The 22,638-nt window shown below is 68.1% G+C and carries 22 protein-coding genes; 7 read left to right on the top strand and 15 right to left on the bottom strand.

Annotated features, from left to right (window positions below; genetic code table 11):
- Positions 1 to 73: 73 nt before the first annotated feature.
- The 4 genes from GPA27_RS08225 to GPA27_RS08210 all read left to right on the top strand — a co-directional run bounded on the left by GPA27_RS08225 (position 74) and on the right by GPA27_RS08210 (position 3,875).
- A complete protein-coding gene (locus GPA27_RS08225; RefSeq protein ID WP_169139365.1) occupies positions 74 to 337 on the top strand; it encodes a high-potential iron-sulfur protein in 264 nt (87 codons plus the stop codon).
- Positions 338 to 436: 99 nt separating this feature from the next.
- Positions 437 to 1,501, top strand: a complete 1,065-nt coding sequence (locus GPA27_RS08220) for a hypothetical protein (protein WP_169139363.1) — start codon at positions 437 to 439, stop codon at positions 1,499 to 1,501.
- The gene (gene recJ, locus GPA27_RS08215; protein WP_169139361.1) at positions 1,498 to 3,189 is read left to right on the top strand and encodes a single-stranded-DNA-specific exonuclease RecJ; all 1,692 of its coding nucleotides are present in this window, start codon (positions 1,498 to 1,500) and stop codon (positions 3,187 to 3,189) included. Before GPA27_RS08220 ends, recJ begins: the two co-directional genes overlap by 4 nt.
- Positions 3,190 to 3,422: 233 nt before the next feature.
- Positions 3,423 to 3,875 carry a MarR family winged helix-turn-helix transcriptional regulator gene (locus tag GPA27_RS08210; protein ID WP_169139359.1) on the top strand — a complete coding sequence of 151 codons (453 nt, stop codon included), beginning with the start codon at positions 3,423 to 3,425 and terminating at the stop codon, positions 3,873 to 3,875.
- A 51-nt stretch (positions 3,876 to 3,926) separates the two neighbouring features.
- Here the strand turns inward: GPA27_RS08210 and GPA27_RS08205 are convergent, their stop codons facing one another.
- The 8 genes from GPA27_RS08205 to GPA27_RS08170 form a co-directional block, all read right to left on the bottom strand.
- Positions 3,927 to 4,580, bottom strand: a complete 654-nt coding sequence (locus GPA27_RS08205; protein WP_169139357.1) for an ABC-type transport auxiliary lipoprotein family protein — start codon at positions 4,578 to 4,580, stop codon at positions 3,927 to 3,929.
- The gene (locus GPA27_RS08200) at positions 4,577 to 5,518 is read right to left on the bottom strand and encodes an MlaD family protein (protein ID WP_169139355.1); all 942 of its coding nucleotides are present in this window, start codon (positions 5,516 to 5,518) and stop codon (positions 4,577 to 4,579) included. Before GPA27_RS08200 ends, GPA27_RS08205 begins: the two co-directional genes overlap by 4 nt.
- Entirely contained in the window at positions 5,519 to 6,328 is an 810-nt protein-coding gene (locus GPA27_RS08195) for an ABC transporter ATP-binding protein (RefSeq protein WP_256222850.1), read from the bottom strand.
- Positions 6,325 to 7,446, bottom strand: a complete 1,122-nt coding sequence (locus GPA27_RS08190) for an ABC transporter permease (protein WP_169139353.1) — start codon at positions 7,444 to 7,446, stop codon at positions 6,325 to 6,327. The genes GPA27_RS08195 and GPA27_RS08190 overlap by 4 nt, the downstream gene beginning before the upstream one ends.
- 204 nt (positions 7,447 to 7,650) lie before the next feature.
- On the bottom strand, positions 7,651 to 8,553 hold the full coding sequence (locus GPA27_RS08185; RefSeq protein ID WP_169139351.1) for a DNA-3-methyladenine glycosylase family protein: 903 nt from the start codon (positions 8,551 to 8,553) through the stop codon (positions 7,651 to 7,653).
- Positions 8,550 to 9,623, bottom strand: coding sequence for a bifunctional DNA-binding transcriptional regulator/O6-methylguanine-DNA methyltransferase Ada (gene ada, locus GPA27_RS08180; protein WP_169139349.1), 1,074 nt, complete (start codon positions 9,621 to 9,623; stop codon positions 8,550 to 8,552). The genes GPA27_RS08185 and ada overlap by 4 nt, the downstream gene beginning before the upstream one ends.
- A gap of 96 nt (positions 9,624 to 9,719) precedes the next feature.
- Positions 9,720 to 9,929 carry a DUF3820 family protein gene (locus tag GPA27_RS08175; RefSeq protein ID WP_169139347.1) on the bottom strand — a complete coding sequence of 70 codons (210 nt, stop codon included), beginning with the start codon at positions 9,927 to 9,929 and terminating at the stop codon, positions 9,720 to 9,722.
- Positions 9,926 to 11,413, bottom strand: a complete 1,488-nt coding sequence (locus GPA27_RS08170) for an aminoacyl-histidine dipeptidase (RefSeq protein WP_169139345.1) — start codon at positions 11,411 to 11,413, stop codon at positions 9,926 to 9,928. Before GPA27_RS08170 ends, GPA27_RS08175 begins: the two co-directional genes overlap by 4 nt.
- Before the next feature lie 204 nt (positions 11,414 to 11,617).
- On the opposite strand from GPA27_RS08170, the gene GPA27_RS08165 reads away from it, so the two are divergent.
- A complete protein-coding gene (locus GPA27_RS08165; protein ID WP_169139343.1) occupies positions 11,618 to 12,292 on the top strand; it encodes a DUF6781 family protein in 675 nt (224 codons plus the stop codon).
- Positions 12,292 to 13,980, top strand: a complete 1,689-nt coding sequence (locus GPA27_RS08160; RefSeq protein WP_169139341.1) for an ABC1 kinase family protein — start codon at positions 12,292 to 12,294, stop codon at positions 13,978 to 13,980. Before GPA27_RS08165 ends, GPA27_RS08160 begins: the two co-directional genes overlap by 1 nt.
- Before the next feature lie 25 nt (positions 13,981 to 14,005).
- Here GPA27_RS08160 and GPA27_RS08155 read toward each other — a convergent pair whose 3' ends face one another.
- The 6 genes from GPA27_RS08155 to GPA27_RS08130 all read right to left on the bottom strand — a co-directional run bounded on the left by GPA27_RS08155 (position 14,006) and on the right by GPA27_RS08130 (position 20,302).
- Positions 14,006 to 14,713, bottom strand: a complete 708-nt coding sequence (locus GPA27_RS08155) for an ABC transporter ATP-binding protein (protein WP_169139339.1) — start codon at positions 14,711 to 14,713, stop codon at positions 14,006 to 14,008.
- An 83-nt stretch (positions 14,714 to 14,796) separates the two neighbouring features.
- Positions 14,797 to 15,990 carry an ABC transporter permease gene (locus tag GPA27_RS08150; RefSeq protein WP_169139337.1) on the bottom strand — a complete coding sequence of 398 codons (1,194 nt, stop codon included), beginning with the start codon at positions 15,988 to 15,990 and terminating at the stop codon, positions 14,797 to 14,799.
- A complete protein-coding gene (locus GPA27_RS08145) occupies positions 15,987 to 17,171 on the bottom strand; it encodes an efflux RND transporter periplasmic adaptor subunit (protein WP_169139335.1) in 1,185 nt (394 codons plus the stop codon). Before GPA27_RS08145 ends, GPA27_RS08150 begins: the two co-directional genes overlap by 4 nt.
- Positions 17,168 to 17,779, bottom strand: coding sequence for a TetR/AcrR family transcriptional regulator (locus tag GPA27_RS08140; RefSeq protein WP_169139333.1), 612 nt, complete (start codon positions 17,777 to 17,779; stop codon positions 17,168 to 17,170). Before GPA27_RS08140 ends, GPA27_RS08145 begins: the two co-directional genes overlap by 4 nt.
- Before the next feature lie 232 nt (positions 17,780 to 18,011).
- A complete protein-coding gene (gene radA, locus GPA27_RS08135) occupies positions 18,012 to 19,385 on the bottom strand; it encodes a DNA repair protein RadA (protein WP_169139331.1) in 1,374 nt (457 codons plus the stop codon).
- Positions 19,385 to 20,302, bottom strand: a complete 918-nt coding sequence (locus tag GPA27_RS08130; RefSeq protein WP_256222847.1) for a LysR substrate-binding domain-containing protein — start codon at positions 20,300 to 20,302, stop codon at positions 19,385 to 19,387. The genes radA and GPA27_RS08130 overlap by 1 nt, the downstream gene beginning before the upstream one ends.
- 178 nt (positions 20,303 to 20,480) lie before the next feature.
- On the opposite strand from GPA27_RS08130, the gene lplT reads away from it, so the two are divergent.
- A complete protein-coding gene (gene lplT, locus GPA27_RS08125) occupies positions 20,481 to 21,734 on the top strand; it encodes a lysophospholipid transporter LplT (RefSeq protein WP_169139327.1) in 1,254 nt (417 codons plus the stop codon).
- Between the two features lie 39 nt (positions 21,735 to 21,773).
- On the opposite strand, the gene GPA27_RS08120 is transcribed toward lplT, so the two are convergent.
- Entirely contained in the window at positions 21,774 to 22,625 is an 852-nt protein-coding gene (locus GPA27_RS08120; protein WP_169139444.1) for a uracil-DNA glycosylase, read from the bottom strand.
- Positions 22,626 to 22,638: the final 13 nt, after the last annotated feature.

The following is a 22,638-nucleotide window of genomic DNA, read 5'->3' as shown; positions in this document are numbered from 1 at the left end:
TTCAATTGGGATATCTGTATTTCATAGCGATAATACCTGTCGCCCGACGTGGGCCAGAAAACAGGAGAGTCCGATGAATCAGTCTCGCCGCAACATGCTGAAAATGGGTGGCATGACCCTCGCATTGATTCCGATCGTTGCCTTGGCTGCGAAAAACGACGGTATCCGCACGTCGATGAAATACAAGGACACCCCCGAAGGCGACAAGAAATGCACCGACTGCAACCTGTTCGTTCCGGGTGCGTCGCCGACCGCCCCGGGCGGCTGTAAGGTCTTCCCCAACGACACCGAGATCTCGCCGAACGGCTACTGCATCGCCTGGGCGAAAAAGGCGTAAGGGGCCACGTGCCCCGTTTCCGTCCGTACCCGGCGTTCCACGTTCGGGGCGGGCGGGCCGGTATGCTAGACTCCGCCGCGGAATTTCACCCGGCGCCCCATGCAGATTCATCTTGTCGTCCCCGGCCTGATCTGGCCGGCGGTTTCCGCCCTCGGCCCCGCCTCGGGCCTCGAACTGACTTCGCTTGCGTGGCTGCTCGGCCAGGGAAAGCGCAGCTTCGCGCCCTTCGAACCGCTCGACGCGCAGCTCGCGCGACTGATGGGCTACCCCGACGATGCAGGAACCCTTCCGCTCGCAGCACTGCGCAGGCTGGGAGAACCCGCCCTGCCTGCCCCTGCCGTCGGCACGGAGTGGCTGTGCGCGGACCCGGTCTGCCTCTCGTTCGCGCGCGAGCACCTGCTGCTCAGCGAATTTCCAGCCGACGAACTCCAACCCGAGGATGTTGCGGCGCTGATCGCGTCCCTGAACGACACCTTCGGCGACCTCGGCACCTTCGCGGCTGCCACGCCGAACCGCTGGTATCTGCGCCTCGCGACCCCGGCCCGCGCACGCTTCTTTCCGCTGCACGACGCGGTGGGCCGCCCGGTGCGCGATTTCCTGCCGGAAGGCGAGGACGCCCGCCTGTGGCAGCGCACGATGAACGAACTGCAGGTCGTGCTGCACAACCATCCAGTCAATCAGGCGCGCGAGGCCGCCGGTCACCGACCGGCGAACAGCCTCTGGTTCTGGGGTGCCGGCGAGTCGCGGCCCGCGCCGCAGTCGGCCGCACGCGCCATCCAGGCGGATGATCCGTTGATGCGCGGCTTCGCCCTCGCAGCAGGCTGCACCGTCGTCGCGCCCGATTGCGCCAAGGCCCTCGAAAGTGACTCGCTGGTCGTGCTCGACGATCTGCTGTTGCCTGCGCTCCATCTCGACATCGACAGCTGGAGAACCCGGCTCGCGAAGCTCGAACACACCTGGTTCGCGCCGCTCGCGGCGGCCCTGCGCAGCAAGCGCCTGCGAGGGCTGAAGATCTCGGCGCCGGGCGACCGCGGGACGCTCGAACTCGAGGTGCGCGCCGCTGATGCATGGAAGTTCTGGCGCAAGCCCCTGCCGCTGGACACGTTGCTGAAGTCGATCGCGCCTGCCGACGCCAGCCCCCAACACCACTCAGGCACACGATGACCCGAATCCAACCGCGGGCGATTCCACCCCGCTCCATGCAGCGCCTGATCGACGCCGGCACCCATCCGCTGCTCGCCCGCATCTATGCTGCGCGCGGCATTTCACGCCGCGAGGAACTCGACTACTCGCTCAAGGCCCTGATTCCGCCCGCAGCGCTGAAGGGCGCGCAGGATGCCGCCGCGCTCCTGGCCGATGCGATCGAGGCCGACGCGCGCATGGTGATCGTCGCCGACTACGACTGCGACGGCGCAACGGCCTGCGCGGTCGGCGTGCGGGCGCTGCGTGCCTTCGGCGCGGATGTCGGCTACTTGGTGCCGAACCGCTTCGAGTACGGCTACGGCCTGACGCCCGCCATCGTCGAGTTGGCCGCGCGCATGGAGCCCGACGTCCTGATCACCGTCGACAACGGCATCGCCAGCGTGGAGGGCGTTGCCGCGGCGCGCAGCTACGGCATGGCGACGGTGATCACCGATCACCACCTGCCGGGCGACACGCTCCCCGATGCCGACGTGATCGTGAACCCGAACCAGCCCGGTTGCGACTTCCCGAGCAAATCGCTCGCCGGCGTCGGCGTGATGTTCTACACCATGCTCGCCCTGCGCGCAGAACTGCGCGAACGCGGCGCGTTTGCCGGACGCCAGGAGCCGAACCTCGGCGAACTGCTGGATCTCGTGGCCCTCGGCACGGTCGCCGACGTGGTGAAGCTCGATCACAACAACCGCATTCTCGTGTCGCAAGGCCTCGCGCGGATGCGCGCCGACCGCATGCAGCCCGGCATTCGCGCGCTGTTCTCCGTCGCCGGCCGCGAGGCTTTGCGCGCGAGCACCTTCGACATGGGATTCGGGCTCGGCCCGCGCCTGAACGCCGCCGGCCGCCTGTCGGACATGAGCCTCGGCATCGAATGCCTGATCACCGACGACATGGGCCGGGCGCTCAACATCGCACAGGAACTCGACCGGCTGAACCGCGAACGACGCGGCATCGAGCAGGACATGCAGGAAGGGGCGCTCGCGCGCCTGGCGGATTTCGATCCCGGCAATTGCGCCAGCATCAGCCTGTTCGAACCGGACTGGCACCAGGGCGTGATCGGGATCGTCGCCGGCCGGATCAAGGAGAGGCTGCACCGCCCGGTGATCGCCTTCGCACGCGGCGACGAGGGGCAGCTGAAGGGCTCCGGGCGCTCGATCCAGAACCTGCATCTGCGCGACGCCCTCGATCTGGTGAGCAAGCAATATCCCGATCTGATTCTGCGCTTCGGCGGGCATTCGATGGCGGCAGGCCTGACGATCCGCGAGACGGACTACGACCGCTTCCAGCGCGTGTTCGAGGAAACGGTCCGATCCCTCGTGGAACCCGCGGACCTGACCCGCACGCTCGACACCGACGGACCGCTCGAGACCGCCTACATGAGCCTGGAGGCCGCGCGGTTGATCGAGCAGGACATCTGGGGCCAGGGCTTCCCGGCGCCGCTGTTCGACGACGTGTTCCGCGTCGACAACCAGCGCCTGCTCAAGGACAAGCACCTGAAGCTGCAGCTGTCGAAGAACAATGTGCGCTTCGACGGCATCCGCTTCAACTTTGCCGAGGGCGCGCCACAGCAGATCCGGGCGGCATTCCGCCTGGCGCCGAACGAATACAACGGCATTACGAGTCTGCAGCTGATGCTGGAGCACTTCGAAGCGGCCTGAGCCGCGTCCGCCGCGGCGGACGATCCCCACCGGCTCACCGCAGTACGACTTCGACGACCGCAACCTGCCGGTCGGCGCGGCATATTGGGTCGCACTTGCGGAATCCTTCCTGCGCTGAGATCGGGAAACATCAGCTCGCGCTATTCCGGCCGGGGCAACTCCGTCATAATGGAGTTGTCCTTTTTCACGCCAACGGAGTTTTCCGGGCGACATTGTGCCGGCAACGCATTGTGATGAACGACACCAACGCGCCCTACCTCACCTACAAGCTCGACCTGATCAAGACCATCTCGATCAAGGCGGGCAACACGTATTACAAGAAGGCCTTCGGCCTCGGTGTTCGCGAGCTGCGCGTGCTGCGCCTCCTTCACGACCACCCCGGCATCACGGCGAAGGATCTCGGCAACATGCTGGTCCTCGACAAGACGCTGCTGTCGAAGAACATCGCATTTCTCGAGGAACGCGGCCTCATCACGCGCAGCCCCAACGTCAACGACAACCGTCAGCAGCACCTCGCGCTGACCGACGTCGGCATGCGGGTCTGGCGCGAGGGCGAACTGATCGGCCGGGGGCTCGAACGCGAGATGTTCGCGGATCTAAGCAGCGAGGACTGGAACCACCTTCACACGCTGTTGGACAGGGTGCTGGTTTCGCTCGACAAGTGGCAGGAGTCACACCGCAAGTAGGGCCCTGCCCTTCCCTGCCGCCCGGCACGGCCACCCAACCTGCGGGCGGCATCATTGCCGCGGCGGAACCCGCCGTATCTCCTCCACCGTCCACGCTGCAAGCTCGGAGGCGAGGCGCGTCGAAGCCGCGCCGAAGGCATTCACCACGGCCGGAACATCGGCACCCGCTGCACGCGCTTCGGACTCGAAGGTGCGGCTGGCGAGGATGCGCCGCCCTTCGCGCTCGACCAGGCGGACGTCGAGCCGCACGACAGCCTGCGGAACGTCTCCGCGGTATTCGCTCTGGAAGGCACGCAGGTCGCTGACGATTTCATAGTCCGCCTGCAGCCGGGCCTCGTCGCTGCTCAGCGCCGCGATCCGGCCGTCGGCCCGCAGGGCGTCGATCAGGCGGTCGCGCACCAGCACCGGCGCGGGCTCGCTCCAGCTTGCGCCGTGATACACGCTCACTTGGTTGTTCTTTGGCATGACCACGATGCGCTGCCCGGCGAGGTGGACGCCGCTGGCCGGTTTGGCCACGCGCAGCGATACGGGAAGCGGCGTGCCGGTGTCTGTCTTGCGATCGGGCGCTCCGGGGAGGAGGTAGGTGTCGACCGGCTCCGCCTTGGGCAGCACGGAACACGCGGCAAGGAGCAGCGTCGCGGCCAGCACGACCGCGCAGCGCGACACGGCCCCGTCGCGCCTGGCTCTCCGGCAGACGATGGTCATGGCTTGAACTCCTTCATCGATTCATTGCCCAGCAGGTAGTCCGTGGGCCGGGTTTCGAGCTGCCGGGCGATCGTTCGTACCGACACGAGCGTGTCCTGCAGTTCGGCGAGCGCCGGCCCGATTTCGGCCGCGCCGCGAACCCCGGTGGCGAGCTGCGCGCGGTTTTCGACGAGCAGCGTGTCGACTTTCGCCATCGCGCGTTCGAAGGCGGCCATGGCGTTCTCGGCGCTCTGCAAGGTCTGCACGCCGCGCTCGTCGACGAGCCGGTTGGTCGCCTTCGCCAGCTTCGCGGCTTCGGCCAGCGTCGCGTTGGCCTGCTCGCTCGCACCGGCCAGTTCCTTCAGCGCGCGGGCGAGATCCTCGCGCTGGGAGGCGATCGCGCCGGTAGCCTGCTCCAGGTTGTGCAGCATGCGGCCGACGCTATCGACGTTTTCCGCGGAAAAGAGCTCGCGCGCCTGCAGCAGCACCTGGTTCGCATTGAGCATGGCGTCCTCGCCGTCGGCCAGCAGCTTGCTGAGCGGCGACGGCGTCGCGACGATCACCGGCACCTGTCCGGCTTCGCCTTCGAGCGGCTTGCTCGCCGGATCGTCGCCGCTGCTCAGGCGGATGATCGAGATGCCGGTGATCCCGGCAGGGACGAGGCGCGCCCGTGTGTCGCTGCGCACCGGCGCCTCGCCATCGACGCGCACCCGTGCGAACACGCGACGCGGGTCCTGCGGATCGAGCCGCAGGCTCGACACGTCGCCGATCTTGATGCCGTTGAACTCGACCGTGCTGCCCTTGGAGAGGCCGGTGACCGCCTCCTGGAAGACGACGTCGTAGGTGCGGAACTGCTTGTCGCTGTCGGTCTTGCCGAGCCACAGCGCGAACATCAGCGCTGCCCCGACCACCAGCAGGGTGAAGAATCCGATCAGCACGTGATGGGCACGTGTTTCCATTCAGGCTTGTCCCCCGTGGGAAAGATTATGCGGCACCCGCTGCGCAGGCGGGACGGCCTGCGCAGCCGCGCGTCCGCGCGGACCGTGGAAGTATTCGCGGATCCACGCGTCGTCGAAGTCGGCGACGACATTGAGCCGGTCATTCACGAGCACGCGCTTCTGCGCGAGCACGGCCACCCGGTCGGTGATGGTGTAGATCGTATCGAGATCGTGCGTGACCATGAAGACGGTGAGGCCGAGTGCGTCGCGCAGGGTCAGGATCAGCTCGTCGAACGCGGCGGCGCCAATCGGATCGAGCCCTGCGGTCGGTTCGTCGAGGAACAGGATGTCGGGGTCGAGCGCAAGCGCGCGTGCCAGGGCCGCGCGCTTGATCATCCCGCCGGAGAGGTCTGACGGATACTTTTCGCCGGCGTTGGCCGGCAGCCCGGCGAGCGCGATCTTCAGCGCGGCGAGCCGTGCTGCTTCTGCGGCTTTGAGCCCGACGTGCTCGATGAGCGGCAGCGCGACATTCTCGGCGACGGTCAGCGACGAGAACAGCGCGCCCTTCTGGAACAGCACGCCGAAGCGCCGCTCGATGGCGGCCCGCCGCGCCGCGGGCAGGCCGAGCAGATCCTCGCCGAACACGCTGACGCTGCCCGCCGCGGGCCGGTTGAGGCCGACGATGGTGCGCAGCAGGACGGACTTGCCGGTACCCGAACCGCCCACCACGCTCAGGATCTCGCCGCGGCGCACGTCGAGATCGAGGCCCTCGTGCACCACCTGCCGGCCGAACTGGTTGCGCACGCCGCGCACTTCGATGACGTTCGTCACCAGCCCATCTCCATGCAGAACAGCGCCGCTACCGCATCGACGACGATCACGATGAAGATGGACTGCACGACGGACGAGGTCGTGTGCTCGCCGACGGATTGCGCACTGCCCTCCACCCTGAAGCCTTCCAGGCAGCCGATGACGGCGATCAGGAAGGCGAAGATCGGTGCCTTGGAGATGCCGACGATGAAATGCCGCAGGCCGACGTGGCTTTCCAGCACCGAGAGGAACATCGTCGGAGAGATCTCGAGCGTCAGCGCGCACACCAGCATGCCGCCGACGATGCCCGAGATCATCGCGACGAAGCTCAGCATCGGCAGGGCCAGCAGCAGCGCGGCCACGCGCGGCACGACGAGCAGCTCGACGGGATTCAATCCACCCACACGGATCGCGTCGATCTCCTCGTTCGCGCGCATCGAACCGATCTGGGCGGTGAAGGCGCTCGCCGTACGACCGGCGACGATGATCGCGGTGAGCATCGGCCCGAACTCGCGCAGGAAGGAGAACGCGACGAGGTCGACCGTGAAGATGCTGGCGCCGAAGCCGGCCAGCACCGTGGCACCGAGGAAGGCGACCACCGCGCCGACGAGGAAGGTCAGCAGCGCGACGATGGGCACGGCATCGAGGCCCGAGCGTTCGAGGTTCGCGACAAGCGAGGTGATGCGCCAGCGCCGCGGCCGCAGCATCACATGGAACGAGGTCTCCAGCGTGATGCCGATAAAGCCGGCGATGTCGATCACGTGACGCCAGAACGCGAGCATGCCGATGCCCGCGTGTTCCATGATGTCGCCGAAGGCATAACCCGCAGCGCGCGGCGCGGGTGCTGCGGCGTCGATCACGCCGGTCACGGCCTGCAGCAGCGCGCGGCGTTCGGGCGGCAGCGGACTCGCGTCCGAGGCCAGCGCCGCAAGGCGGTCCTTGCCCAGCAAGTCGTGCAGCAGGCTGACGCCGGCGGTGTCGAGTGCGCCGACGGCGCCGAGGTCCACATCCGCGGCATCGGCGATCCGGGACCGCTGACGCGCGACGTCGGGTGCAAGCGCCGCATAGTTCGCAATCGTCCAGTCGCCCCGCAGGCGCACCTGCCCACCATCGATGTCGATGAATGCCGGTTCCGTCATCGGCCGTGCGCTCCTTCACCCAAGTGCTCGCGAATCAAGAATTTCTCCATATCCAGGTACAGGGCCATACCATCCTAATCGAGCTTGCATGGGAAAGGCGCCTTCCGCGAACACGGCGCGTGGCCGCGCGTCCCGCGATGTGCGCACGGGGACCGGGGCCCGCCGGCTTGCGTCCTTGCGGACAAGTCCGTGAACGCCCGCCGCTCAATACGCCACCGCCGTCCCTGCGGCCCAGAGGTGTGCCGCCACCAGCGCACGCCACGGTGCATAGCGGGCGAGCCATTCCTTTGCCTCGGCTTCGCCCACCCTGCCCTCCGTTCCTAGCAGCACCTGCATCCCCCGACGCACCGCGACGTCGCCGTGCAGCGAACCGTCGAGCCAGCCGAAACCCCGCAGCAGCACGTAATCGACGGTCCACGGCCCGACACCGCTCACCGCGAGCAGGCTGGAACGCATCTCGTCGACGGATGCCGTTTCGGCCCAGGCGTCGAGCGGCAGCTCCCCGGCGGCCACCTGCCGCGCCAGCACCAGCAGCGTGCGCGCCTTCGCGGTCGAGAAGCCGGAAGCGCGGAGAACGTCCTCGGTGAAGTGTGCGAGCCGTGCCGCATCGGGATAGCACAGCAGCCCGGACGTGTGGCGGATAGCGGCGGCAGCGATCAAGCGTCGCCGCAGCGACACGGCGGCCGCGACGCTGATCTGCTGCCCCGTCACCGCCCAGCTCAGCGCCTCGAAAGGCATGGCCGTGACCGGCACGCGCAGGCCCTTCTGTGCCGCGATCAGCGGGCCGATGCCCGGATCGTCGCGGAAGCGCTCCTCGAATGCCTCGACCGCCTGCTCCAGCCCCAGCATGCGCCGCACCATCGTCCCGAAGCGCGGCTCGATGTCCCGCGCCGGCTCAGCGTCGAGCGCGAGTTCCGCGCTCGCCACCCCTGCCGCGAAGCGCACGTTCAGACAGGCCGGAATCCCGTCCCACAACAGGCCCTTGTGGAGCGAATCCGCGGTGACGCGTTCCGCCAGCTCCTGCGTGTCGCGCCGATGGAACGCGAGGATGTCGCCCGCGCGGAATCCGGCCGGCAGGGCGATCGAGACGGCCGCCTGTCGCCTCATTGTGCCGCTTCGCGCGCGAGCAGCAGGCGCTTGCGTTCGACGCCCCAGCGATAGCCGGACAAGCCGCCGTCGCTGCGCACCACGCGATGGCATGGAATCGCCACCGCGAGCGGGTTCGCCGCGCAGGCGCCGGCGACCGCACGCACCGCCGCGGGTGCGCCGATGCGCCGTGCGATCTCCGTATAGCTCGCGGTCGCGCCCGCGGGAATTTCCTGCAACGCCTGCCACACGCGCATCTGGAAAGCCGTGCCGCGCACGTCCAGCGGAAGGTCCAGGCCCAGTTTCGGCACCTCGACGAAGCCGACCACGGTCGCCACGACGCGCTCGTAATCCGCGTCGCCGCCAATCAGTTCGGCTCGCGGGAAGCGGTCCTGAAGGTCGCGCACGAGCGCGTCGGGATCGTCGCCGATGAGGATCGCACAGACGCCCAGCGCAGTGCTCGCGACGAGGATCGCGCCGAGCGAGCACTGGCCGACAGCAAAACGGATCCGTTGCCGTTCGCCACCCGCGCGATAGCTGCCGGCGGTCATGCCCAGCGTCCGCCCTGCATCAGCGTAGAAGCGCCCGCTCGACCCGTATCCCGCCGCGTAGAGCGCATCGGTCACCGTCGCGCCGCCGTCGAGCTTCGCGCGCATCCGCTCCGCCCGGCATGCCTTCGCATACGCGCGCGGCGTGGTCCCCGTGACGGCCTTGAAGACGCGGTGCAGGTGAAAGGGACTCATGTTCGCCGAATGTGCCAGATCCTCCAGCGTCGGCGGCGTCTCCGCCTGCTCGATCTGCCGGCACAGCGCGGCCACCGCTTCCGCATACTGCTGCGCGAGCGAAGGCCCGTCCGGCGAGCAGCGCCGGCACGCGCGATATCCGGCGCGGACCGCCTCCTCGCCCGTCGCGAAGAACTCCACGTTCTCCGGCCGCGGCGTGCGCGCCGCGCACGATGGCCGGCAATACACGCCGGTGGTCCGCACCGCGTAGCAGAACGCCCCGTCAGCCGTCGCATCGCGCCCCTGCACCGCCGCCCAGCGCGGATCGGCCGCGGTCGCTGCTGCACGTATCTCGATTCGCCTCGACATCTTCATCGCCCCGTCAGAATCCGGTGAACCACACTGTATGCACCCGTGGCGCCGAACACACTCCGGTCCTTGCTTCCGAATTCGACAACGCCGAAATCACTTCCGCAGCGGCGTCAGCAGCCCGGAAAGGCCGTTGTGATCGAGTTCGTGCATCAGGGCGAGCAGTTCGCCCAGCCGGCCCGGCGGAAAGCCTTCGCGGGCGAACCAGTTCAGGTAGTTCCCCGGCAGATCGGCGATCAGCCGCCCCTTGTACTTACCGAAGGGCATCGCGGTGGTTACGAGGGCTTCGAGGTGTTCGGGATTCATGCTTTCTCCCCGCGCCGCTCGGCGATCGCCGCGAGGATCGCGCCCAGCAGGTGCCACACGCGCCCTACCGACGCGATCTCGACGCGCTCGCCGGGCGCGTGGGCACCGCGTATCGTCGGCCCGAACGACACGATCTGCATGTCAGGATATTTCGCCGCGATGAGCCCGCATTCGAGGCCGGCATGGATGACCTGCACGCGCGACTCCGCTCCGTACTCGCGCCGATACACGTCGCGGCACAGCGCCAGCAGCGGCGAGTCGGCCTTCGGCGCCCAGCCCGGGTAGTGCCCCGATGCCTCGACCGCCGTTGCCGACAGGCCGAAAAGGCTGACGATCTCGTCGCCGAGCGCACGGGCCGCCCCGTCGAGCAGCGACCGCACCATGAAGCTGCACGAGCCGCCCTCCGGCCCCAGCGCGACGATCCCGAGGTTGTTCGACGTCTCGACGACTCCCGGCACGCTCAGGCTGCGGCGATGCACCCCGTGCGGCGCCGCGTGCAGCGACGCGAGCCACACCGCCTGCTCCGGCGCGGACATCACCGGCTCCACCGTCGTCACGGGCACCCCCCCCAGGCTCACGCCCTCGTCCACTCCCTTCAATTCATTGCGCAGCTGCGCCTGCCAATCCGCGAGCACCAGCGTCAATTCATCCCCGCACCCGGACCGCAGCGCCACCCGTGCCCGCGCGTCGCGCGGAAGCGCATTGCGCGCCGAGCCCCCTTCGAGCGAGCCGATGCGCAGCGCGAAGCGCCGCTCCAGATCGCGCAGCACGCGCACCAGCAGCTTGATCGCGTTGCCCCGTTCCTCGTGGATATCCACGCCCGAATGCCCGCCCCGCAGGCCGTGCAGCTCTATTTGCCACTGTTCCATCCCGGTCGGAGGCGGCTCCGCCAATCCCTCGCGCCGCACGTTCACATCCAGCCCGCCGGCGCAGCCGATGAAAAACTCACCCCATTCCTCGGTGTCGAGGTTCAGCATCAGCCGCCCTTGCAGCGCGTCGGCTGCGAGCCCTTGCGCGCCGCCCATGCCGGCTTCCTCGTCGACGGTCAGCAAGGCCTCGACCGGCCCGTGCGCGAGCGAATCGTCTTCCAGCACCGCGAGGATCAGCGCCACGCCGATGCCGTTGTCGGCGCCGAGCGTCGTCTCCGTGGCAGCGAGCCAGTCGCCGTCCCGCTCCACGCAGATGGCGTCGCGCGAAAAATCGTGTGCCGAACCGGCCGTCTTCTGGCACACCATGTCCAGATGCGCCTGCAGCACGACACCCGGCGCCCCCTCGCAGCCCGGGCGTGCGGGTTTGCAGATCAGCAGGTTTCCGGCCGCATCGACCGAGACCCTCAGCCCACGCGCCAGTGCCCGTTCACGGAGGAGGTCGCGCAGTGCTCCCTCTACCTTGGACTGGCGCGGGATGCCGCACAGCGTGGAGAAATGCGCCCACACGGGAGCAGGTTCGAGGCCGGCGAAGACAGACGAAACGGAATCGGACATGGTAGGGAGCGGCAAAAGACAGTCATAGCGGTCGAGTTCGCAATGGTAAGCCACGCAGGCCGCAGGACACGATCGGCAACGGACCGTTGCAAGCTGGATAGCGTCAAAAATTCCATCGCCATTCTTCTTTCCGGAGGCCATACTTTAAACGTGTGGCAACAGCATCGGCGCCCCGCCGGACGCCGTACGAACAGGGGAACGCTCATGAGTCAGGACTTCGAAAGCATTGAACGCGACGTCGAAGCTGCAGTCGATGGCGATCCGGCTTCGGTCGCCGAACGCGTGCGGACGATCACGCTGGGGGCGTTGTCGCACGGCAAGCTGGACACCGACGCACTCAAACAGGTCACCGACGCCGTGCTCAAGGGGGCACAGCAAGGCATCGAACGTCCCGATCGCGAACGCACCGAGGCCATCCGCGAAGCGGTGCGCGGGCTGGACGAGGCCCTTGCGACCGCCGCCCAGGCCACGCTGCTCGCCGTAAAGGAAGCGGTCGGGCGCGGCAGCGAGTACTCGCGCCAGGATATCCGCGGCACGCTCGACCAGTTGGGTGCCATGGAGTCGAACTTCCTGCGCACGCTGTCCGACGCAGGACGCGGCGCGACCGGCCTTGCGCGCGCGACGCTGCACGAACTCGCCGAACACGCGCGCAACAGCGGCACCGCAGTCGGCGGCCGTGTGGCGAACGCGGGCGCCGACCTCGCGCGTGCCGTCGCAGACCTCACGCGCGAGCAGGTGCAAAGCAGCGCCCAGACCCTGCGCAACGAGGCGGGCCTGCTCGCCGCACTCGCCTCGGGGATGCTCAGGGGCATCGCCGACCGCCTGCATCCGGCGGGATCGGACAACGGGAAGGGCGGACCGCGCGATCCGCAGGCCTGATGCTGTGGAAAGCGATCGGTGCGGCGCGTGAGCTGACACGCGCCCACGACATCGCCGCCGTCCTCATCCGCTACGGTTTCGGCGATCTCGTACGCCGCATAGGCCTTGCCGACACGCTCGAGCGCGCCGGCAAGGCCCTGCACTGGAACGAACCCGAAGAGCTCGCCCACCTCGAACCACCTGCACGCGTGCGCCGGGCCTTGGAAGAGCTCGGGCCGACCTTCATCAAGCTCGGCCAGATCCTCGCCACGCGCGTCGACCTGTTTCCGCCGGACTGGATCACCGAGTTCGGCCGCCTGCAGGATTCGGCCCCGGCCGTTCCCTTCGAACAGGTGCGCGAACAGCTCACCGAGGATCTCGGCGAAGCGCCCGAAACAGCGTTCGCCGAGCTCGACACCCAGCCACTGGCTGCGGCCTCGCTCGCGCAGGTCTACCGTGCCCGCCTGCATGACGGCCGCCCGGTGATCCTGAAAGTGCGCCGGCCCGGCATCCGCCCGACCATCGAGGCGGATCTGCGGCTGCTCGCCCGCCTCGCCGAGATCATCGAGGCCGAAGCGCCGGACCTGCGCCGCTACCGCCCCTGCGAGGTCGTGCGCGAATTCACGCTGTCGCTGCGCCGCGAAATCGATTTCGCCGCCGAGTGCCGCTACGCCGAACGCGTCGCCGCGAGCTTCATCGGCCGCCCGGAGATCGTCATCCCGCGCGTGCACTGGCAGTGGTGCGGCGAACGCCTGAACGTGCAGGACTACATCGACGGCATCCCCGGGCGCGACCTGGCCGCCGTCGATGCGGCGGGACTCGAACGCAAGCTCCTCGCCCGCCGCGGTGCGTCAGCGGTGCTGAAAATGATGCTGGAAGACGGCTTCTTCCACGCCGACCCACACCCCGGCAACGTCTTCTACCTGCACGGCAACCGCATCGCCTTCATCGACTTCGGCATGGTCGGCCGGCTTTCCGAATCGCGCCGCTATGAGCTCGCCGTCCTGCTCAACGGCCTCGTCTCGAACGACGCGGCCGCCGTCGCCGACGTGCTGCTCGAATGGCGGGACGCCGAAGCCCCGGAAACCGAGCCGGAACACCTGCGCCACGAAATCGACACCTTCGTCGACCAGTACAAGGGCGTACCCCTCAAGCAGCTCGACATCAGTGCGATGTTGTCCGATCTCGTGATGATCCTGCGCGAACACGGCATTGCTTTGCCGTCGGACCTCTCCTTGCTGATCAAGGCCTTCATCACGCTGGAAGGCATGGGCCGCCAGCTCGACCCGGACTTCGACATGGGCGCCGAAGCCGCCCCCTTCCTGCGGCGCGTGCTGCTCGCCCATCTCGCGCCTGCAGCCGTCGCCAAGCGCGGCTGGCGCACGCTCGCGCAGGCCGTGGATCTGGTTACCGGCCTTCCGCGCGACCTCAGCCAGCTTCTGCGCTCGGCCCGGCGCGGCAAACTCCAGGTGCAGGTCGACATCGTCTCGCTCAAGCGCCTCGGAGAGCAGCTCGACCGCGCCGCCACGCGCATGACGATCGGCATCGTCACCGCGGCCCTGATCATCGGCTCGGCGATCGTCCTGACCGTGGTGCGCGAACCGGGCTTCGCCGCGCTCGATACGCTGGGGCTGCTGGGCTTCTTCGGCGCCGTAGCGGGCGGAGTGGCCGTGCTCGTATCGATCTGGCGCAGTGGCCGCGGCGAATGATCGCCGGCCACGGCTGCCGGCCCACCTATGTCGCGCGCCCCTCGCCGGCCTCTTCGAAGGTTCGCCCGTCGCGGATGCGGTACAGGCGCCGGAAAGTCGGGATGATCTTCTCGTCATGGGTCACGACGATGATCGCCGTGCGGTACTGCTCCGCCATCCGGTTCAGGATGCGCATCACGTTCAGCGCGCGTTCGCTGTCGAGCGGCGCGGTCGGCTCGTCGGCGAGCACCACGGGCGGCCGGTTCACCAGCGCACGCGCGATCGCCACGCGCTGCTGCTCGCCGCCGGAGAGCTCCGACGGCGCAGCCTTCGCACGGTGGCCGACGTCGAGCGCCTCGAGCAGTTCGGCGGCCTGCCGACGCGCCTCGCGGTTCGATTTCCCTGCCAGCATTGGCAACAGGGCGACGTTGTCGGTCACATCGAGGAAGGGGATCAGGTACGGTGCCTGGAACACGAAGCCGATGTTGTCGCGGCGCAGGCTGCGCAAGTCGCGGATCTTCCAGCCGCCATCGAAGACGGTACGCCCGCCCAGCGCCATGTATCCCCCGGTCGGCTCGATCACCGCGCCGAGGCACTTCAACAGGGTGCTCTTGCCCGACCCGCTCGGCCCGATCAGACCGACCACCTCGCCGGGGGCGATCCTCATGTCCACACCCTTCAGCGCATCGACCCCGGCCTCCCCCTCGCCGTAGCGCTTGCTCAACCCCCTGACCTCGATCGCCGGGACGTCCATGTCAGTACCGCCGAGCCGTCTCAAGGTACTGACACGCCCCCTTGGGGGGCAGCGAGCGTAGCGAGCATGGGGGCTGTTTCATCCTAGCCCCCGATCGCCGTCGCGGGATCGACCTTCAGCGCGACCCGGATCGCCAGCAGGCTCGCGATCGCACACACGACGATGGTTGCGGCCAGTCCGCGCACCGCATCTCCCGGCAATAACAACACGTACTTCGGGAAATACGGCGCCCACAGCGTCGCGACCGTCTTGCCGATCACGAAACCGATCAGCCCGAGCCCCAGCGACTGCTGCAGGATCATCGCCGCGATCGTGCGATTGGGCGTCCCGATCAGCTTCAGCACCGCCAGCTCGCGGAGCTTGCCCAACGTCATCGTGTAGATGATGAAGGACACGATCGCGGCGCTCACGATCGCGAGGATCACCAGGAAAGTCGCAATCTGCCGCGCCGAGGTCTCGATCAGCTTGGCGACGAGGATCTCCTCCATCTGCGCCCGCGTGTACGCCTCCAGGTGCTTCCAGCGACGGATGTTCTCGGCCACCTGCTCCGCTTCGTGGCCGCTCGCGACCCGGACCAGCACCGCATTAACGCTGCGGCTGGCCGTCTGCGACGCCAGGATCGCATCGAGCAGGCCCGGCACACCCGGACGGTTCAGCGCCGGGTTCGAGGCCGTGCGCGCGCGCTCGTTGACGATCGCGTCGTTGTCCTTGAGGAACTGCGCCTCCTGCGCATCCTTCAACGGCAGGAATACCATCGGATCGCCGCTCGACGACACCATGCGCCGCGTGAGTCCCACCACCTCGTACTCGTGGCGCCGGATGCGCACCCGCTCGCCGAGCCGGAAACCCGTGCGCACGTCCGCCACCACCTCGTAATGGCTGCGCGCGATACGCCGGCCGGCCACCAGAAAAGGCGGCTCGCCCGGACGCCCCGGCTCGAAACCCACCGCCATAACGCGCACATCGCGCTCACCCTGCCGGATCTGCATCGTCAGGTAAGTGACGTTCGACGCCTCCGCGACGCCCGGTATCCCGAGGATCGCGCGGTAGGCATCGTCGCGCAGGTTCGACGGCTCCGCATACGGGCCCAGCGTCTCCTGCTGCACGGCCCAGATGTCCGCGCCGCTGCTGCGCAACAGCACCTGCGCGTCATCCACCATGCCGCGGTAGATTCCCGCCATCGACAGCGTCACACCGATCAGCAGGCCCAGCCCGACGCCGGTGAAAACGTACTTCGCCCAATGGTGGAGGATGTCGCGCCCGGCAAGGCTGATCATCGACGCACCGCGACCAGCGACTCGGCCGCACTCACCCGGTCGCCGGCCTCCAGTTCGCGTTCGCTATGAACGACGATGCGCTCGCCCGCCTGCAGCCCCTCGAGCACCACGACCCTTCCGTCGAGTGAGGTCTCGCCCGTGCGCACCGGCACGAACGCCGCCGCCCCGTCCGCAATGGTCCATACGCCGCGCCGGCCCTCGTACTCATGCACAGCCGCCCCGGGCACGGCCAGCACGTCCCCGCCACGAGTCGTCACGATCGTCACCTCGGCCAGCTCCCCGAATGCGAAATCCGTCGGCGCTTCGTCGAACACCACCTGCACGATGCGCTCCTCGGTCACCGCGTCGCCGTTGAGCTCGACGCGCGTAACCCGGCCCGGCAAGGCGAGCCCCGGCCGTGAGCGCAGCACGATGGCAGCCGCCTGCCCGGCACGCACGCCGCCCGAGCGCCCCTGGTCGATCCGCGTCCGCACGCGCACGCTCGCGGAATCGACCATGCGCAGCACGCTCTGCCCGGCCACCAGCGTCGTTCCCGGTTCCGCATCACGCGCCGTCACCACCCCTGCCACCGGCGCAACGAGGCGCACATTCGCCCGCTGCCGTTCCGCCGCTGCGCGTTCCGCGTCCAGCCGCTCCACATCCATCCGCGCCGCGTCGAGCTGAGCCCGCGCAGACTGCAACTGTGCGCCGGCGGAATCCGCCTCCTGCCGCTTCGCCTCGACCGCCGCATCGCTGAAGAAGGCCTGCTCACCGAGCGATGCGTAGCGCCGCGCGTTGCGCCCCGCGAGATCCTGACGCACCTCCGCATCGCGCACCTGCGCACGCGCCACCTCCAGCGCGTGAACGGCGCGTGCTGCAGCCGCCCGCGACGCAGACAGGCGCGCGTCCAGTTCCACCGGATCCATCTCCGCGAGCAACTGCCCGACGCGCACCTCGCCGCCGACATCCACATGCACCGCCAGGACACGGCCGGGAACCGTCGGCCCGATCGCATAACTCCTCTCGGCCTCCACCGTGCCGACGCCGAACACGGCATTCTCGAACGCGCCGCGCTCGACCACTGCGATTGTCACCCGCACGGGGGCCAATGGTCCGCTCCGCACCATCAGCAGGACGAATCCGGCCACCAGGACCAGCCCGAGGATGGACAAACCGACCACACGCAGGACCGGCCGCTTCATTCCCGCCTCCCCGCGATGCCCGACAGATAGACCCCGAACACCCCTTCGGCCGCCTCCTCCACGCCGCGCATCCCCCCGGCGAGCATCGACTGCATCACCAGTCCCTGGATCGCACCGATGAATAGCGTCGCCGCGGGCTCGACATCCAGCTCGCGCCCCGCTGCGCGTCGGTCCTTCGCGCATTTCAGGATCTGCAGCAAGGTTCCCCGGTAGCTTCCCAGCAGAGCGCGGATACGGCGCTTCACCGCACTGTCGCCCGGCTGCTGCAACTCGTGGAAGATCAGGCGCGGTGCCCCCGGGTAGGCAGCGGCGAACCCGATGTGCGCACGGAACATCGCACGAAGCTGTTCGAGCGGCTCGCTGCTCGAAAGCGACGCTTCCTCGATCGCACCGAGCAGGTTCTCCTCGATCCATTCGGCGACCGCCAGCCAGATCGCCTCCTTGCTCGGGAAGTGGCGGAATACCGCCCCCTGCGTGAGGTTCATTGCAGCCGCGATGCGCGCGGTCGTGATATCGGCGGGGCTGCTTTCGGCCGCCAAGGCAAGCACGGCCTGAACGATCTCGGCCTGCCTGAGCTCCGATGAACGCCGGATGCGCGGAGATTCCATCGTGTCGACCTGCTAGTAAGTAATCAATTACTAGCTTAGTATAAGCAAATCGCAATGTACACTCTGCAGATCCGCCTCGTCTCGTTACGTGGCATAGGGCGAGATGGAATCCCGCCGCATCGGGCGCCGATATTTTGCGCCGGAGCGCGCATCATCGCGACGGCGGGATTTCATCCCGCCCTACCCGACCTCGTGCGATTGCGTTCGCGATCCCCTGCGCCGACGGCAAGCCTCAGGCTTCGATCTCGCGCGCCTGTTCGATCGCTTCCTCGATCCGGTCCACCGCAATCACCCGCATGCCGGAAATCGCCTGCTTGGGCGCGTTCGCCTTCGGGATGATCGCGACCGTGAAGCCGAGTTTGGCCGCCTCCTTCAGGCGCTCCTGGCCGCGCGGTGCCGGGCGGATCTCGCCCGCCAACCCCACCTCGCCGAATACCACCAGCCCGCGCGGCAGCGCCCGGCTGCGCAGCGAGGACACGATCGCCAGCAGCACCGCGAGGTCCGCCGCCGGTTCGGCGATCTTGACTCCCCCCACCGCGTTCACGAACACATCCTGATCGAAGCACACCACGCCCGCATGGCGATGCAGCACCGCGAGCAGCATCGCCAGCCGGTTCTGCTCGAGCCCGACCGACAGGCGACGCGGATTCGGGCTGTGCGCGCCGTCGACCAGCGCCTGGATCTCCACCAGCAGCGGCCGCGTGCCCTCCTGCGTCACCAGCACGCAGCTGCCCGCCACCTGCTGGCTGTGCTGCGACAGGAAGATCGCCGACGGGTTGCTCACGCCGCGCAGACCGCGCTCCGTCATTGCGAACACGCCCAGCTCATTCACCGCGCCGAAGCGATTCTTGAACGCCCGCACGAGACGGAAGCTCGAATGCGTGTCGCCCTCGAAATACAGCACCGTGTCGACGATGTGCTCCAGCACGCGCGGCCCCGCCAGCGTGCCGTCCTTGGTCACGTGGCCGACCATGATCAGGCATGTGCCGCTCTGCTTCGCGAAGCGCGTGAGCTGGGCGGCGCATTCGCGCACCTGGGCGACCGAACCGGGCGCCGACTGCAACGCCTCCGAATACACCGTCTGGATCGAGTCGATCACCGCAATGCGCGGCTTCGCCTCCTTCAGCGTCGCGAGGATGCGTTCGAGATTGATCTCGGGCAGCAGCTTCAACCCCGCCGGATCGAGCTGCAGGCGCTGTGCACGCAGCGCCACCTGCTCGCCCGACTCCTCGCCGCTCACGTAGATTGCCGCCTGCCGCGCTGCGAGCGCCGACAGCGCCTGCAGCAGCAGCGTCGACTTGCCGATCCCCGGATCGCCGCCGATCAGCACGACACCGCCGGCGACCAGCCCGCCGCCGAGCACGCGGTCGAACTCCTCGATCCCCGTCGGCGTGCGCGGTTCCTCGCGCGGCTCGAGCTCCGCGAGCGACTGCAGCCTGCCGGTCGCGCCGGCCAACGCCGCGAACCGGCTGCTGCCCGGCGTCGTAGCCTCGATCACCGTCTCGACCAGCGTGTTCCAACCCTTGCATTGCGGACACTGGCCCTGCCAGCGCGGCGCCTGTCCGCCGCACTCGCTGCAGACGAAGCTCGTCTTCGCCTTCGCCATCACGCGCTCACGTCATCGACCGCCATGCGCTTGAACTCGGCGACCGCATACTCCGCGAAGGTCGTGATCAGACGGGAACGGAACTTGTCGCGCGGCACGATCACCTCGAGCGGCGTGTACTGGCGCGGCTCCAGCGGAATCCCGACCAGGCGCCCCTCGCGGATGTCGCGCTGGATCGCGGCGCGCGACGCGATCGCGAACCCCATCCCCTCGGCCGCCAAGTGCTTAACCGTCGCGAGGCTGCCCAGCTCCGCACAGATCGTCAGCTCGTCGATCCCGATGCCCGCGGCGGCGAAGAAGTCCTCGGCCAGCACGCGGATCGCGTTGCCCGGGTCGCGGGTGATCAGCGGGTGACCCTTCAGCTCCTTGGCGCTGAGGCTCTTGTGCTTCGCCAGCGTGTCCTTCGGGGAGCAGATCACGAACAGCTCGTCGCGCGTCGCCGTCATGCGCTCGATCGCCGGCTGTTCCGACACGATCTCGATCAGCCCGAGGTCGAGCTCGCGCGACGCCACGCGATCCTCGGTCAGCTGCGAGTTGCCGACCACCACACGCGGTACCACGCGCGGATACTTGCGCTTGAAGCCTTCCAGCAGCTGCGGCAGCCAGTACGCCGCGATCGTCGTGCTGGTGCCGATGTTCAGCGTGCCGCCGAGTTCGTCGGTCAGTTCCGACACCCGCGACTCCAGCTCGTCGGACAGATCGAGAATCCGGTCCGCATAGGCCAGCACCACCTCCCCGGCCGGCGTCAGTCCCACGCGCCCGTGCCCGCGCTCGAGCAGGCGCGTATTGAAATGCTCTTCCAACTGCTTGATCTGGAAGGTCACGGCCGGCTGCGTCATGAAAAGATGTTCCGCGGCCCGCGTGAACGACCCGTACTTGGCCACGGCGCTGAATACCTGAAGTCTGCGATCAGCCACGGCTACTCCATAAGTCTCGTTTATGCGCACGATTAAAGCACAGCTCATGCATTACGCGAAATCTCTGACACTCCGCTGACAGCAGGCCCCCAGCAACGGCCATGAGCCAAATCACAACAAACAGACACATGTCGTGATATAAACCGCGCTTCACCTTCAGACGGCCGTCTCCCACCCGATGCCGCTCGGCTTCTACATCATCATGGCGGCGCAGTTCTTCTCTGCGCTGGCCGACAACGCGCTGCTGATCATTGCCATCGCGCTGCTGCGCGAGATGTCTGCCCCGGCAACGTACGAACCGCTGCTGAAGCTGTTCTTCACCGTTTCCTACGTCGCGCTGGCCGCCTTCGTCGGCGCCTTCGCCGACTCGATGCCCAAGTGGCGCGTGATGTTCATCAGCAACACCATCAAGATCGGCGGCTGCCTGATGCTGCTGCTCGGCGCCCACCCCCTCTTCGCCTATGCCGTCATCGGGCTCGGCGCTGCAGCGTACTCGCCGGCCAAGTACGGCATCCTCACCGAATACCTGCCCCACCGCCTGCTCGTCGTGGCCAACGGCTGGATCGAAGGCCTCACGGTCGGCGCCATCATCCTCGGCACGGTCATCGGCGGCGTGCTGATCCGTCCCGACGTCGGCAACTGGATCACCGGACTGGGCCTGCCGATGGTGACGGACAACGTCCTGCAGGCGTCCATCGCCATCGTCGGGCTGCTCTACCTTGCCGCAACGGCCTTCAACCTGCGCATCCCCGACACCGGCGTCGACCACAAGCCGCTCAAGAACAACCCGGTGTACCTCGTCCACGACTTCGTGCACTGCATGAAACTGCTGTGGCGCGACAAGCTCGGCCAGATCTCCCTCGCCGTCACGACCCTTTTCTGGGGAGCCGGCGCCACGCTCCAGTTCATCGTGATCAAGTGGGCCGAACACAACCTCGGCTTCGATCTCTCCAAGGCTTCGATGATGCAGGGTGTCGTCGCCGTCGGCATCGCGCTCGGCGCGGTGCTGGCCGCGCGCATGATCAGCCTGCGCCGCGCCGTCCGGGTCATCCCCCTGGGCATTGCCATGGGCCTCGTCGTGATGGTCATGGTCGTCGTCACGCAGCCCACGCTGGCGATGATCCTCATGGTCGTGGTCGGCTGCCTGGCCGGCTTCTTCGTCGTGCCGATGAACGCCCTGCTGCAACATCGCGGCCACATCCTCATGGGCGCCGGTCATTCGATCGCCGTGCAGAACTTCAACGAGAACCTGTCGATCCTGATCATGACGGGCCTGTATGCCCTGCTGATCATGTCCGGACTGTCGATCAACGTGGTGATCGTCATGTTCGGCCTGTTCGTCGCCGGCATGATGCACCTCGTGCAGCGCCGGCACGACCTCAACCAGCGCGAATTCGATTCCGTCGCGCTGCTCGAAGACCACAAGCACTGATCCGCACCCGGGCCGCGCTCCCGGCCCGCCGGGTGCCCGTCAGACCTTTCCGGCCTGCTCCTGCATCAGGCGGCGCGCAAAGCACAGGTCCTCCCACGCCTTGGCCTTGTCGGCCGGGTTCCGCAGCAGATAAGCAGGGTGATAGGTCACGACCACCTGCGTTTCCGCGCGATGGAACACGCGGCCGCGCGAAGCGCCGATGCTGATCTCGGCATCCAGCAGCGCGAGGGCCGCAGGGCGCCCCAGCGCGACCACCACGCGCGGTCGCACCAGCTCGATCTGGCGCGCCAGATAAGGGTGGCAGGCGGCGATTTCGTCCGCCTGCGGCGTCCGGTTGTGCGGCGGCCGGCATTTCACCGCATTCGCGATATAGACGTTCTCGCCCCGCTGCAGGCCGATCGCGGCGAGCATCGCATCGAGCAGCTTGCCCGCGGCGCCGACGAAGGGCTCCCCGCGCTGGTCCTCCTCGGCTCCCGGGCCCTCTCCGACGAACATCCACTCGGCACGCCGATGACCGACACCTGGAACGGCCTGCCGGCGCTTCTCGCACAGGCGGCATGCCTTGCAGGCGCGGATGTCGGCCTCCAGCTCGTCCCAATCCATCCGCGCGATACGGCCCGTCCTCGCAGGGTCGCCGTCGTCGCGGCGGTCCGGCGCCGCTGCCGCGGCCTCCCCCGCTGCGCGCGGAATCAGGTCGCGGACAGGAAGCGCCGCACGCACGGAACGCACCTCGGGCACCCGCTCCGGCGGCGGGGTCTGCGCGGGCGGGGACGATGCAGCGCCGCCCCGATCCGGTCCGATCGGGACCGGTGCCGATTCCGGCAACGCGTCGACGGCGTCCGAACTCTCCTCGCCCCCCGCGCGCAAACGCCACAGGGGAGCGAGCCCCATCTCGCGCAGCACG

It is taken from the genome of Aromatoleum toluolicum, from assembly GCF_012911005.2.
Taxonomy (GTDB): Bacteria; Pseudomonadota; Gammaproteobacteria; order Burkholderiales; family Rhodocyclaceae; genus Aromatoleum; species Aromatoleum toluolicum.
The sequence above is the reverse complement of the archived record's forward strand: the minus strand, read 5'-3'. Positions and strand labels throughout refer to the sequence as shown.